The sequence below is a fragment of the Arthrobacter zhaoguopingii genome, assembly GCF_009828595.1.
Lineage (GTDB): Bacteria > Actinomycetota > Actinomycetes > Actinomycetales > Micrococcaceae > Arthrobacter_D > Arthrobacter_D zhaoguopingii.
On sequence record NZ_WPNY01000002.1, the window covers coordinates 155,630 to 167,812 of the forward strand.

Here is a 12,183-nt window from a genome sequence, read left to right on the forward strand (position 1 = left end):
CCCCTCGAAGGAGCCCCATGACCACCACGCTGACCCGCCCGGGCGCCCTGGCGACGTCTGGCCATCCCCTGGTCCGTCCCGATGCCGCCAAGCACCTCTCCGATGAGCAAATCGCCGAGCTCGGCCGTGAGCTGGATGCTGTTCGGGACGAAATCCTCGCCAAGCGCGGGGCAACCGACGCTGCCTACATCCGGCGCATCATCAAAATCCAGCGCACGCTCGAATTCACCGGACGCGGTGCTCTGATGTTCAGTAAGTACAAGGCTGCCTGGGCCGCCGGCACGGCCATGTTGAGCCTTGCGAAGATCCTTGAAAACATGGAGATCGGCCATAACGTGCTTCACGGCCAGTGGGACTGGATGCGCGACCCGGACATCCACTCCACCACCTGGGAATGGGACTTCGTCACCCCGGCGCGCTCCTGGCAGCACACCCACAACGATCTCCACCACCGGTGGACAAACGTCATCGGTAAGGACAAGGACATCGGGTACAACCTGCTGCGGATGGATGCCGACCAGCCCTGGCGCCCGTTCAACCTCGGCAACCCGCTGTACAACGCGATCCTGGCTCCGGTGTTTGAGTGGGGCATCGCGCTCTACGACCTCGAAATCCCCGACTATAAGGAGGGCGTGAAATCCAGGGAGGCGATGAACCGCGACCTCAAGGCCGTCGGACTCAAGGCACTCAAGCAGTTCTCCAAGGACTACGCCGCCACGCCCCTGCTCGCCATGGCCACCGGCTCCGGCCGCCGGGCACTCTATGGGACCCTCGCCGCGAACGCGATCCGCAACTTCTGGGCCCACGCGGTGATTTTCTGCGGCCACTTCCCCGACGGCACCGACACCTTCACCGAAGAGATGGTTGAAGGCGAGACCCGCGGCGACTGGTATGTCCGCCAGATGATCGGCTCGGCGAACATCTCCGGCTCGAAGTTCATGCACCTCATGACCGGAAACCTCTCCCACCAGATCGAGCACCACTGCTTCCCGGACCTGCCGTCCAACCGGTACGCCGAGGTGGCGGTGAAGGTGCGGGAGATCTGCGCCCGCTACGGCCTGCCCTACACCACCGGTCCGCTTCCGAAGCAGGTTGGGTCCACCTGGGCGAAGATTTTCAAGCTCGCCCTGCCCCCGAAAAAGACCTCCCGAAGCCCGAAGGCCTCTCCGGCCTGAGCTTTCCGACATTTGCAGCGGGCCCCGGTGTCGTCGACGCCGGGGCCCGCTGCGCAGGATGGTGGCAGGCCCGCCGGCGGGTCCGCTGAGTCGGGCGGGTCCGGCGCGCCGCAACAGATAGCATGCTACTCATGACCGTGCTGGCCTTGCCGAGCTCCCTGGCCGGCACCCTGCGTGGCCGGGGCATCTCGGACGTCCGCGACGACGAAACCACTCGCTCCGCCTACTCGAGCGATGGCTCCCTGTACCGGGTGAGGCCGTCCGTCGTCGTTTTTCCACGGGACGCCGACGACGTCCTCACCGCCCTGGAGGTGTGCCGCGACCGCGGGGTGCCGGTCACCTCCCGCGGGGCCGGGACGTCGGTGGCCGGCAATGCCGTGGGGACCGGCGTGGTTCTCGAGTTCAGCCGGTACATGAACCAGGTTCTCGACCTCGATCCGGAGGCCCGCACGGCTGTGGTGCAGCCCGGCGCCGTGCACGCCTCCCTGCAGCGCAGGGCGCTGACGCAGGGGCTCCGGTTCGGACCGGACCCCTCGACCCACAACCGCTGCACCATCGGGGGGATGATCGGCAACAACGCGTGCGGCTCGCGCACCCTGGCCTACGGGCGCACCGTGGACAACGTGACGCACCTCGACGTCGTCATAGGGTCCGGAACCCGACTGATGCTCGGCCCCGACGGAACGCCCTCCACGCCGGAGACCGATGCGCTCCGCGCGCTCGTGCAGGGCGAACTTGGCACGATCCGGACCGAACTGGGCCGGTTCGGACGCCAGGTCTCCGGCTACGCGCTCGAGCACCTGCTCCCCGAGCACCGGTTCGACCTGCGCCGCGCGCTGGTCGGAAGCGAAGGCACCCTTGCGGTGGTGCTTGAAGCAGGGGTGCGCCTCGTCGCGGACCCGGCACACCGCACTCTGGTGGTCCTGGGCTTCGCCGACATCGGCTCCGCCGGGGACGCGGTGATGGACGTCATGGGCTTCCGTCCCACCGCCTGCGAGGGGCTGGACTCGCGCATCGTCGACGTCGTCCGGAGCCGTAAGGGTGACCATGCGGTCCCGGAACTGCCTGCGGGCGCCGCCTGGCTTTTCGTCGAGATCGCCGGCGAAGACCCTCTGGAGGTCGCAGACCGCGCCCGGCGCCTCAGCCGCGCGGCGGCCCTTCCGGCCCGGGTGATCACCGATCCGTCCGACGCGGCGGCGCTGTGGAAGATCCGCGAGGACGGGGCGGGCCTGGCGGGCCGCTCCCCGGCAAACATGCCCGCCCATTCCGGCTGGGAGGACTCGGCCGTGCCACCGGAGCGCCTCGGGGACTACCTTCGGGACTTCGACGCCCTGCTCCTCGAACATCACCTCATGGGCTTTCCGTACGGGCACTTCGGGGACGGCTGCGTCCATATCCGCCTCGATGTGCCGTTCGACCGACCCGACGGCAGCGCACTCTTCCGCAGCTTCATGACCGCCGCCGCTGAACTGGTGGCCCGCTACGGCGGGTCCCTCTCGGGTGAGCACGGTGACGGGCGGGCCCGCAGCGAACTGCTGCCCTACATGTACTCCCCCGCCGCGATCGGTCTCTTCGGGAAGGTCAAGGCGGTGCTCGACCCGGACAACCTGCTCAACCCGGGCGTCATCGTCGATCCCCGGCCGCTCGACGCCGACATCCGCATCGCCGAGGCCAAACCGCTGCGCTCCCGCCTCGGCTTCCGCTATCTGCACGACGGCGGTGACTTCAGCCAGGCCGTCCACCGCTGCACCGGGGTGGGCAAGTGCCGTGCGGAGAACACCGATGGCGCCGGCGTCATGTGCCCGTCCTACCTCGCGACCCGGGAGGAGAAGGACACGACCCGCGGCCGGGCGCGGGTCCTTCAGGAAATGATCGACAAGGGAGGCGCCGGCTGGCGCTCACCCGAGGTCCACGACGCCCTGGACCTGTGCCTGTCCTGCAAGGGATGCGCCTCGGACTGCCCGACCGGTGTCGACATGGCCACCTACAAGGCCGAGATGCTTCACCAGAGCTACCGGGGACGGCTCCGGCCCGCCTCGCACTACTCGCTGGGGTGGCTGCCGCGGTGGGCTCGCCTTGCCTCCACCGCGCCCCGGCTGGTCAACGCCCTCACCCGGCTGCCGGGGATCGGCCGGGCCGGGCTGCGCCTGGCCGGGGTGGATTCCCGGCGCACCATCCCCGCCTTCGCATCCCAGACCTTCTCCTCCTGGTTCCGCGCCCGGCCGGCGTCCGCTACCGGTTCCGGGCTGATGCCTGAAGGAGGACCCCAAGGGGATCAGGTGGCCACCCCGCGGCCGCCGGTGCTGCTGTGGGCCGATTCCTTCACCAATTACTTCACCCCCGAGGTGGGGCGCGCAGCCGTGCGGGTGCTGGAGAAGGCTGGCTTCGAGGTGCGGATTCCGGACAAGGCGCTGTGCTGCGGGCTCACCTGGATCTCCACCGGCCAGGTGGATGCGGGACGGCGGATCCTGGGCCATACGGTCGCCGAGCTCGGGCGTTACGCCGACATCGGTATTCCCGTCGTCGGGCTCGAACCCTCCTGCACCGGGGTATTGCGCTCCGACGCCCTGGAGCTCCTCGGCGAGGACACCGCCGGCCCGGTCGCGAAGGCCACCCACACGCTGGCGGAGCTGCTGGCGACAGTCCCCGGCTGGACGCCGCCCCCGATGGAGGGCACGTCCGTCGTGGCCCAGCCACACTGCCACCACCACGCGGTCATGGGGTGGAGTCCGGACGCGCAGTTGCTTCGACGCGCGGGTGCCCGGGTGTTGGAACTGGGCGGGTGCTGCGGCCTTGCAGGCAACTTCGGCGTGGAGCGCGGCCACTACGAGGTGTCGGTCGCGGTGGCCGAGCAGCAGCTGCTCCCGGCCGTGCGCGCCGCCGACGCCGAAACCGTCATCCTCGCCGATGGTTACTCGTGCCGCACCCAGCTGACCGACCTCAGCAACCGGCAGGGCCTTCACCTTGCGCAGCTCCTGGACGGTGCACCACCCGACGGGTGACCGCCGCCGCCGTGCGCAGCAGTACCGGAACTCCATTCGGTCGGAAGGCATGGCATTGGAACGTTGTGAAAGGCGCATTAGCAGCTTCCCTCGAATTGCTGGTCGAATCCCATGAGGACTCCACTCCGATACCTGTTTCCCTGCAATGAATACTCATTTCACCGTTGAGGGAAATTTCTATCTTTGCAGAACCAGAGTCCGGGCGTACCGTGATGCGCACCGAACTTCAATGGGTCTTCAGGGAAACTGCCGGAACTCTCCTTTCGCCCGTTCTCATCCTGCCTAGGTTAGGAGGACGATATGAAAATTGACAGGCAAGGCCTCTGGGTGGCGTCCCTGGGGTTTGTTTTCGTCCTTATCGGGCTGTAGTGGCTGACGCTGCCGGAAATTCCGCGAGGGGCGGTTGTCTTCCTCCTCGGGGGCGCCGCGTTCATCACTGGCGGCGTTCTGAGGTGGCGCGCGGAACGCCGGCACCGGGCTGCGGATCGCTCGCCGTGAATTCCTCGAATAGCGGGCCGTATTTCACAATTGAAAATCGAAAAACGATCACTCCATGGGGAATTCGCATGACTCAGGGTTTCCAGCAGTCACCGCCAACGAGACGTGAGGAGCGCACCAATCCCGGCAGATCCCTCGGCATCGCTGGATTCGTCCTGTCGATTCTGGGGCCATTGAGCGTCATCGGGCTGATCCTCAGCATCATCGCCTTCCTGCAGTCGCGGCGGGCGGGAATGAGAAACGGTTTTGCCCTTGCCGGGACCATCATTGGAGCTGCCCTCACGGTCGCCGGGGTCACCCTCCTGACCGTTGGAATCACGAGCCTCATTCAAACCTGTGCCGAACTCGGGAACGGAGTTCACGAGCGGACCGGCATCACCTACACCTGCAATGTCTAGCCGGCAGGCGGGGTGGCCCAGAAGCGCATGCTCCGCGCTGACATGGATGCCATGGCGGAGCACATGTTCGAGCCCCTCCCCGCCGGTGAGTATCCGAACCTTGCGGAATTCGTGAACGCTCACGTGCTGAAGCCCGGCTACGACTACGTCGAGGAATTCGAGTACGGCCTCGAGGTGATTCTGGATGGGCTGGAAGCAGCGCTGGGCACAGACTGATCGGGCTACCGGAGCCATTCCGACTTCCCCGGGTGGCTTGCGTTCGTCTGCAACGATGTCTCTATGCGTCTGCACGACTTCACCGCTCCCAGCACCCAGGCAGCCCGGGCCGCCTTCCAACTGGCAGCTTCGTATCACTCGCCCGCGCTACTCAACCACGTGGTCCGATCCTGGCTGTGGGCAGAGGCATTCGCCCTGCTCGAGGAACGGCGGAACGTGGATCATGAACTGCTGTACACCTCCGCAATGCTGCACGATATGGGGATCGTCCCTGCTTTCGACAACGTTGCGCTTTCCTACGAGGAAGCCGGCGGGCACGTCGCGGTCGCGCTCACCGCTGGCGCGGGCTGGGCGCCGGACCGACGACAGCGCGCACTCGACGTGATCGTGCGGCACAACTGGCCGTCGGTGGATCCAGCGATGGATGTGGAGGGATACCTGCTGGAGGTCGCAACAGGCCTGGACATCAGTGGCTCCCGAGCGGACGTCCTTCCCCGGGACTTCGTGCAAGAGGTCCTCTCCACCTATCCGCGCCTCACGCTCGCGGATGAATTTACTGCGGGCGTGACGGACCAGGCCCGGCGGAAGCCCACCACAGCGGCTCACCGGCTCGTCCATGACGGCGTCCCCGCGAAGCTGGCCCACCATCCGCTGGAGCAAAACCCGAACGCCTAGGCAGGTGCGCCAGCAGGCTGTGTGCGCCCTGACGAGCGGGTGGGATGTCTTACAGTGAGGCATGCACCTGACGAGAAACCACGATCAATCGCCCGCACGGCAATGGGCGTCCGTCGCCCTGATCGCACTTCTGTCCGCGGGACTCTGGGTTGGCTGGTTCGCCTGGGATACCGAGTACCAGTACGACGAATCCACCGGCGAAATGGCCGGACCGTATGCAATATGGCAGGGGGTGGGGGCGTTCTTGTGCGGCATCGTGGTGGCAGGGCTCGCCTACCGTCTCCTGCCCTTTGGCGTCGCTCTCCTGATCCTCCCGGTCTCCTTCACCCTCGCATGGATCGGCACGGCCGCCGTCAATGATGTGACTGGACTGTGGATGATAGGGGCGGTACTGGTCGCTTTCGGCACCACCCTGGGCGCGCTTGTGCTGCTCGGCATCGCGGCCGCCGTCGTACCGGTCCACCGGGGACGCCCTTCATAGGGCTCCGGTGCCTGAAGGTCGGTTCATCAAAATCTCAGGCCCGCTGTGCCTTCATCACCGGGGAGGGCCCGCCGGGTTAGGATCCGCCCATGACCATCGCGGAGCATTACCGGCGTTTCGCTGAACTCGAGGCACACGGCGTTTCCGGGATCTACGAGGACTGGGCCCTGGGCGTCGCCGGAGACCCGGTCGTGCAGGCACTGGTGGGTGGACTCCCGCCGGCGAAGCGGCAACCGAACCTGGTCTTCGCCGCCGCCCGGTCCCACGGCGCCCCGCTGGGGAGCTACCGGAACGTCCGGCCCTGGCTGCTGGCTAACTGGCAGCGCGTGGATCCGGTCATCCGCACCCGTTCCACGCAGACCAACGAAGCCGGCCGGTGCGCGGTCCTCCTGCCCCAGCTCGCCGCCGTCGAAGGACCCGTCGCGCTGCTGGAAGTGGGTGCCTCCGCCGGACTCTGCCTCTACCCCGACCGGTACGGCTATACCTACCACGGCGCGGACGGTACGGTCCGGCTGAATCCTCCGCAAGCCGCGGACGTGCTGCTCGAGTGCGAACTGCGCGGCGGTGCCACCGCCCCGGCCCGGCTTCCCGAGGTGGTCTGGCGCGCCGGAATCGACCTGAACCCCCTCGACGTCGCCGATCCGGAAAGCCTGCGGTGGCTGGACACCCTGATCTGGCCCGAACACGAAGCCCGTCGCCGGCGCCTCCATGCGGCCGCGGCTGTGGTCGCCGCCGACCCTCCCCTGCTCGTAGCCGGCGACCTGAACCAGGAACTCGAAAAACTGGCACGGCAGGCACCACCCGAGGCCACCCTGGTCGTCTTCCACAGCGCCGTGCTCGCGTACCTCACGCCCCCCGAGCGACAGCAGTTCGTTGATCGGGTGGGCGCCCTCGACTGCATCTGGCTGAGCAACGAAGGCCGGCAGGTCCTGCCCGAGATCACCGCCCGGATCCCTCACCGGACCAAGCCACAAGACGGTGCCTTCGTCCTGGCCAGGAACGGCGTCCCGGTCGCCCTCACCGGCCCCCACGGACAGTACACCCGGTCCCTGAGCTGACCGTCGGTCATTCTCGAAGGATCACCCACCGCCGCGTTGCTGACATAGTGAAGACCATGGATGGTTCCCCGCCGCTGCCGGTCGCCGAGTTCGCGTTCCCCGGGCCGCTGCGTGACAAGCTCGTTGCCGCGGTCCTCGCCGGACGCAAAACCACCACCACCTCGCTTCGCATCGAGTACGACATGGAGGATGAGCTCCTACCATCGGTAGGCGGGCGCCACCTGGTCATCGACTCAATGGCGCGGCCGGTAGCGGTTATTGAAACGGCCGCCGTTGAGCAGGTCCTGCTTGGATCGGTTTCCTGGGCGCATGCTTCCTGCGAGGGCGAAGGGCATACAGACCTCCAGCAGTGGAGGAACGATCATGAATCCTTCTGGCACAGCCAGAGCATGCGGGACTTCCTTGGTGATCCGGGGTTCACGGTGGACGACGACACCCCTGTGGTCCTCGAGCGCTTCCGGGTCGTCGAAATCCTTCCGGATCCGCCCGCAAGACTGGGAGGGTATCCATGAGGGGTGAGAGTATTTCGGGACATCATATGGCGCTCGACACAATTGCCGTGCGATGCAATGCGGTCAGGTGTCGCGAGGTATGTCCGGCAGGCGCGGTTTTCCTGCCAGGTCAGGGGGCGGCCGCGAGCTCCGCTGGCAGTGGCTGTGAAGTGATGTGTGCCAATACGGTCTGGGCGAAGAGGTCTGGGCTTTGGCCGTTCCACGCATGTCCGACCGCGGGCGCGATTCGTGCTTGCGCATGGGAGAAAGCGGCGGCGATTTCCGTAAGTGACTCAAGGATGAGAGGGTGTTCGTTCGCACCGGCGGTGGCGAGGACCCGGGTGGGACAGGTGGCTGCGGCGGCCGGCAGCCTATAGTTCATGAGTTCCTCGCCGATCGCGGTGAATGTGCCCTTGGCCATGGACCGGGCGGCGGCGACGTAGCCTTGGTAGTCCTCTCGGGGTACAGCCAGCGACCGCGCATTGGCGCGCAGCATCACCCCGCTGCGGATGAAGGGTGCCATCAGGTGACCGGCGGCGCGCATTAACCTGGGGCGTGGGAAAGGGAGCACGTTAACGCCACTGACCAAGGTACTCAACACCCTTTCCGGGTGCGCGGCCGAAATCTCGAGAGCGAGGTAACCGCCCAGTGACAGCCCCACGACGTGGGCGGTACCGTCAACCGTCGTATCATCGATGATCTGGGTTAGAGCGAGGACCGTGTCGTCGATCGATACCCAGGGCCGAGAGGCGTTGTGGCCATGACCGGGTAGGTCGACCGTGACCAGGCGGACAGCTCCCTCTAGCCGACCGACCAGGCCCTGCCACATCCAGCTCGTCGTGCCGGCTGCGTGCAGGAGGATGCACGTCGGCGCACCGTCGGGGCCGGTGATCGTGGCGGAAAGGGCATCGGGCGACGAGCGCGCGGGCGGGGCCAGTGGGGTGCCTCGGTTCGGCCGGAGCAGCGGGAGTCGAACGCTTCGGGCCGCGACGCCGCGCCGCTGTCCTTTAGTCAAGACCATCACTCTCAGGACCCTGTTCGCGTCTGAAGTGGCCGCAGCTGACGCGGAGCTTCCATGACAGGCGCCACAGTTGCGAGTGGACCTGCGGCGCCGACAGGGAGGCGGAGCCGCAGGCGCCCTTCTTGAGGGATCGGAGTGGTCATGTGTCAACGTTATCGTCTATGAGAACATTGTCAACACTGATAATGTTCGGCCATGGGATCCGCCGAACTGCTCCTCCACCCGGTCCGTCTTCGGGTTGTCCAAGCCCTCCTAGGAGACAGGGCGCTGACGACGGCGCAGCTGGGCGAGCTCCTGCCCGATGTGCCGGCGGCCACGCTGTACCGGCAGGTGTCGGTTCTGGTAGAGGGCCAGGTCCTTCAAGTCGTGACCGAACGGAAGGTCCGGGGGGCTGTCGAACGTACCTACCGGCTCGTTCAGGCTGCCGCGGAGGTCGACGTGAGCGAGCTGCGGCGAATGACAGCGGATCAGCACAGAAGGGGCTTTCTCACCTTTGTGGCTGGCCTCCTTGCCGGTTTCGACCGTTATCTGGAGGCGCACGCCGATGGCGACGGGCGCGTCGATCCAGTAGCGGACAGGCTCACCTACCGGCAGACCGTCATGTATCTGTCCGACGACGAGCTCGACGAGATGCTTCACCAGTTCGGCAGGTTGGTCGCACAGTTCCGGGATACCCCGGCGGGCCCCGGCCGATCTCGGCGAGCGATAAGCATAGTGCTGCTGAAGGAATGAGTCTGGAATTTAGGTCATGACGACCGGGTTCCACCCCTCACTGCGTCCGAGCGAACCGCCTCGAGGCTTGCGCCCCGGCCACAGAACTAGCGAGCGGCTGCATTCTCCTGAACCCGGCAGGACTTGAAGAACTCCCGCAGATTCGCCGTCTCGCCGCGGCGGGCCGTCTCTACCACCGATGCCTCAAAAACTTCGGGGTTCTGATGCGCGGTCTCAATGATCGGCAGGGACGTGTACTTCTCGATCTGGGCCAGGGCACCCTCCTCCCGTCCGGCATCACCGGAATCGACGGCGCGAATGTATTCCGCCATCCACGCACAGAGCCAATAATCTGCGACAGCGACATCCTCAACTCCCTCTTCGATCACAACGTCCTGATCTGTGGAGACAGCGCCGACTGATTCGGTCGACCATGAGAAACCGTCCGGCAGCTCTTCGGGAAATTCCTCAATGGCCCTCAGTCTGTTCGCAGCCATGTCCTCCTGACCGATGAACCGGGATGGCTCCCCCGCCATCGTCCTGCCGGACGCATCGCCCTCACGCTGCCCAGACTCCGGTGATGCCTGCACGGGCGCGCTGGACTCAGGAGAGGCCGACCGCGCCGGCGGGTCGGCAGCAACACAACATCCCGCAAGGAACATGGTGGCAGCAACGGCACAGCACAACAGAATTCGCGATCGCATGGTCTCCCCCGGTTTTTCCCACCCCCCTGGGCAGTCCAAGAACAATAACCCAGATGAAGCATCCACCGGCCCGCAGGTAGCGCAACGGTACGGGAACGAATTCCGGTTGTCGGGAGAACATCGAGCGATCGGCACCACAATAGGGGTCATGAAGTTCCAACTCGGCTGTTCGAGCAGCAGGACGGACGGGCGGTTCGCCCTTTCCTCCGTGGTTGGAGCTGCGCTAATCACCATCGCAAGCGGATGCTCGTCGTACATAGTCGCCGACCCGCCCTGCTTCCCGCCCGACTACTCTGTCACTCCAACCGACGCGAAGCAGGGAGAGATGGTCACAGTCGCAGCACAAGGGGCTGACTGTGATCCCCGGTACGGACAGGACGCCCAGATTCAGGTGGTCATCACCGATGAACGAGGTGTCGAGGTCATCAACGCGAGGGCTCTGATGACCGATGCCGGCGCGTTCACCTACACCTTCCGCGTACCTGCGCAGATGGCGGTTGGCGAAGCGGCCGTGACCGCGACCCCGCACAATGTTGACTGGTGCGACGACACCGGCAGGAACAACCGAGCACGGGGCACTGTGGGTGTGGAGCGGGCATCCTGTGCGGAGCCGCGCAAGCCGCTCACCATCACGCGCTGACCCGCCTTCGGGCGACTGCCGGCCTCAATCCGGTACGTCCATGCGCGAGGACCGTCGGGCTCATTCGCCACCTAGGTTCGCGGCGGGATCCAGTCCCTGGAGTTTCTGATAAGCATCTTCGGCTCAGTTGAACAATCGGGACGATTTCTTCTCGGATCGCGGATCAGCGGTGACTCGAGCCGAAGCCCAGTGTGCGTGTGTTGTATCGGCGGGCTCATTTCCGCCGCGTAAGGATCTTGAATTCGAGGAGGAGAACCACCACGGCCGCTGGAGTAAGAGCCAAGATATTGGCAACGAGGAAATGGTCGGTCACCGTGAGAGTACCCTGTCCAACCTCCGAAAAGACGCACTTCACCCCCAGTGGCCACCCCGTATCGGTGCCCGTCCACGAGTAAATGCCGGTGAGGTATGAGTCCCAACCATCCGGCAGGTGGAACTTCTCGCAGTACTGGGGCGCCGAACGATGAAACCTATAGATGTACTCCCGGATGACGACCCAGACTGCGATGTACCAGGAAAACGCTATAAGTGGCCCCAGAATCGACAGCTTCACCACTGACAGCCTGCCTCGTTCCCTCATCACGTTTTCCATATCGCCCCCAGGTCCTCACAAGCGTGCCACGGCCCGAACCGGTTAGGAAGACAGTCCATATTCACGGCGACTTCAGGAGGACTATCTCGAAGCAACCCGCGAAGTGTTTGGATTTGAGCCAAACCTTCCGGGCTGAGACTGATCACAGCCGAGGTGGCTCATGATTTCCTGATCGCGCAGTTCGAAAACATCGAAGGTAGTCCTCGCCTTCGTTATGGGGCTCGCGTATGGCTCCCAGGCAGCACCGAAGATCGTCTGTGGATTACGTATGCCGAGACGAAAAACGTCGTCGACTGGGTTCGATGGGCGGTGTGGCTAAGGGTGATGGAGGCTTACCAGACGGGCGATTACCAAGACGAGGGGCTCGGAACAGATGCCATCCGGTGGTTGATTGACGACGTAAGAATCGGCTAGCCGAATCGCGGAGGTCGCCCTTTATAGTCGAACAGGATTGTCTCGGCCTGATGGTGGTGGTCGCGCCGCCGCCCGTTCGATGACTACACTCGGCGAACAGACGATTG

Annotated in this window: 13 protein-coding genes; 10 read left to right on the forward strand and 3 right to left on the reverse strand. The window is 65.4% G+C overall.

Annotated elements, in window-relative coordinates; genetic code table 11:
• Positions 1 to 17 precede the first annotated feature (17 nt).
• From GVV86_RS03100 to GVV86_RS03135, 8 genes are all read left to right on the forward strand, one after another.
• Positions 18 to 1,175 (forward strand): fatty acid desaturase family protein, encoded by a 1,158-nt coding sequence (locus GVV86_RS03100; protein ID WP_159801358.1) that lies wholly within the window; start codon positions 18 to 20, stop codon positions 1,173 to 1,175.
• A 131-nt stretch (positions 1,176 to 1,306) separates the two neighbouring features.
• A complete protein-coding gene (locus GVV86_RS03105) occupies positions 1,307 to 4,177 on the forward strand; it encodes an FAD-binding and (Fe-S)-binding domain-containing protein (protein WP_159801359.1) in 2,871 nt (956 codons plus the stop codon).
• A gap of 566 nt (positions 4,178 to 4,743) precedes the next feature.
• Positions 4,744 to 5,073, forward strand: coding sequence for a DUF4190 domain-containing protein (locus GVV86_RS03110; RefSeq protein ID WP_159616541.1), 330 nt, complete (start codon positions 4,744 to 4,746; stop codon positions 5,071 to 5,073).
• A gap of 27 nt (positions 5,074 to 5,100) precedes the next feature.
• A complete protein-coding gene (locus GVV86_RS03115) occupies positions 5,101 to 5,289 on the forward strand; it encodes a TetR/AcrR family transcriptional regulator C-terminal domain-containing protein (RefSeq protein WP_159616543.1) in 189 nt (62 codons plus the stop codon).
• Positions 5,290 to 5,352: 63 nt separating this feature from the next.
• Positions 5,353 to 5,964, forward strand: coding sequence for an HD domain-containing protein (locus GVV86_RS03120; RefSeq protein ID WP_159616545.1), 612 nt, complete (start codon positions 5,353 to 5,355; stop codon positions 5,962 to 5,964).
• A gap of 61 nt (positions 5,965 to 6,025) precedes the next feature.
• The gene (locus GVV86_RS03125; RefSeq protein ID WP_159616547.1) at positions 6,026 to 6,445 is read left to right on the forward strand and encodes a hypothetical protein; all 420 of its coding nucleotides are present in this window, start codon (positions 6,026 to 6,028) and stop codon (positions 6,443 to 6,445) included.
• A gap of 89 nt (positions 6,446 to 6,534) precedes the next feature.
• On the forward strand, positions 6,535 to 7,503 hold the full coding sequence (locus GVV86_RS03130) for a DUF2332 domain-containing protein (protein ID WP_159801361.1): 969 nt from the start codon (positions 6,535 to 6,537) through the stop codon (positions 7,501 to 7,503).
• Between the two features lie 56 nt (positions 7,504 to 7,559).
• The gene (locus GVV86_RS03135; RefSeq protein ID WP_159801363.1) at positions 7,560 to 8,015 is read left to right on the forward strand and encodes an ASCH domain-containing protein; all 456 of its coding nucleotides are present in this window, start codon (positions 7,560 to 7,562) and stop codon (positions 8,013 to 8,015) included.
• A 109-nt stretch (positions 8,016 to 8,124) separates the two neighbouring features.
• On the opposite strand, the gene GVV86_RS03140 is transcribed toward GVV86_RS03135, so the two are convergent.
• Positions 8,125 to 9,009 (reverse strand): alpha/beta fold hydrolase, encoded by an 885-nt coding sequence (locus tag GVV86_RS03140; protein ID WP_159801365.1) that lies wholly within the window; start codon positions 9,007 to 9,009, stop codon positions 8,125 to 8,127.
• Between the two features lie 201 nt (positions 9,010 to 9,210).
• Between GVV86_RS03140 and GVV86_RS03145 the strand changes: the two genes are divergently transcribed.
• Positions 9,211 to 9,747 (forward strand): helix-turn-helix domain-containing protein, encoded by a 537-nt coding sequence (locus GVV86_RS03145; protein WP_159616555.1) that lies wholly within the window; start codon positions 9,211 to 9,213, stop codon positions 9,745 to 9,747.
• Between the two features lie 86 nt (positions 9,748 to 9,833).
• Here GVV86_RS03145 and GVV86_RS18535 read toward each other — a convergent pair whose 3' ends face one another.
• Positions 9,834 to 10,688 (reverse strand): hypothetical protein, encoded by an 855-nt coding sequence (locus GVV86_RS18535; RefSeq protein WP_210252874.1) that lies wholly within the window; start codon positions 10,686 to 10,688, stop codon positions 9,834 to 9,836.
• Between the two features lie 67 nt (positions 10,689 to 10,755).
• Between GVV86_RS18535 and GVV86_RS03155 the strand changes: the two genes are divergently transcribed.
• A complete protein-coding gene (locus GVV86_RS03155; protein ID WP_159801633.1) occupies positions 10,756 to 11,070 on the forward strand; it encodes a hypothetical protein in 315 nt (104 codons plus the stop codon).
• A 214-nt stretch (positions 11,071 to 11,284) separates the two neighbouring features.
• Here the strand turns inward: GVV86_RS03155 and GVV86_RS03160 are convergent, their stop codons facing one another.
• Positions 11,285 to 11,662, reverse strand: a complete 378-nt coding sequence (locus GVV86_RS03160; RefSeq protein WP_159801367.1) for a hypothetical protein — start codon at positions 11,660 to 11,662, stop codon at positions 11,285 to 11,287.
• Positions 11,663 to 12,183: the final 521 nt, after the last annotated feature.

Excerpts from the sequence above, each read along its gene's own strand:
- GVV86_RS03100 (WP_159801358.1), top strand. The coding sequence starts at position 18 with ATGACCACCACGCTGACCCGCCCGGGCGCCCTGGCGACGTCTGGCCAT.
- GVV86_RS03105 (WP_159801359.1), top strand. The coding sequence starts at position 1,307 with ATGACCGTGCTGGCCTTGCCGAGCTCCCTGGCCGGCACCCTGCGTGGC.
- GVV86_RS03110 (WP_159616541.1), top strand. The coding sequence starts at position 4,744 with ATGACTCAGGGTTTCCAGCAGTCACCGCCAACGAGACGTGAGGAGCGC.
- GVV86_RS03115 (WP_159616543.1), top strand. The coding sequence starts at position 5,101 with ATGCTCCGCGCTGACATGGATGCCATGGCGGAGCACATGTTCGAGCCC.
- GVV86_RS03120 (WP_159616545.1), top strand. The coding sequence starts at position 5,353 with ATGCGTCTGCACGACTTCACCGCTCCCAGCACCCAGGCAGCCCGGGCC.
- GVV86_RS03125 (WP_159616547.1), top strand. The coding sequence starts at position 6,026 with ATGCACCTGACGAGAAACCACGATCAATCGCCCGCACGGCAATGGGCG.
- GVV86_RS03130 (WP_159801361.1), top strand. The coding sequence starts at position 6,535 with ATGACCATCGCGGAGCATTACCGGCGTTTCGCTGAACTCGAGGCACAC.
- GVV86_RS03135 (WP_159801363.1), top strand. The coding sequence starts at position 7,560 with ATGGATGGTTCCCCGCCGCTGCCGGTCGCCGAGTTCGCGTTCCCCGGG.
- GVV86_RS03145 (WP_159616555.1), top strand. The coding sequence starts at position 9,211 with ATGGGATCCGCCGAACTGCTCCTCCACCCGGTCCGTCTTCGGGTTGTC.
- GVV86_RS18535 (WP_210252874.1), bottom strand. The coding sequence starts at position 10,688 with ATGTACGACGAGCATCCGCTTGCGATGGTGATTAGCGCAGCTCCAACC.
- GVV86_RS03155 (WP_159801633.1), top strand. The coding sequence starts at position 10,756 with ATGGTCACAGTCGCAGCACAAGGGGCTGACTGTGATCCCCGGTACGGA.
- GVV86_RS03160 (WP_159801367.1), bottom strand. The coding sequence starts at position 11,662 with ATGGAAAACGTGATGAGGGAACGAGGCAGGCTGTCAGTGGTGAAGCTG.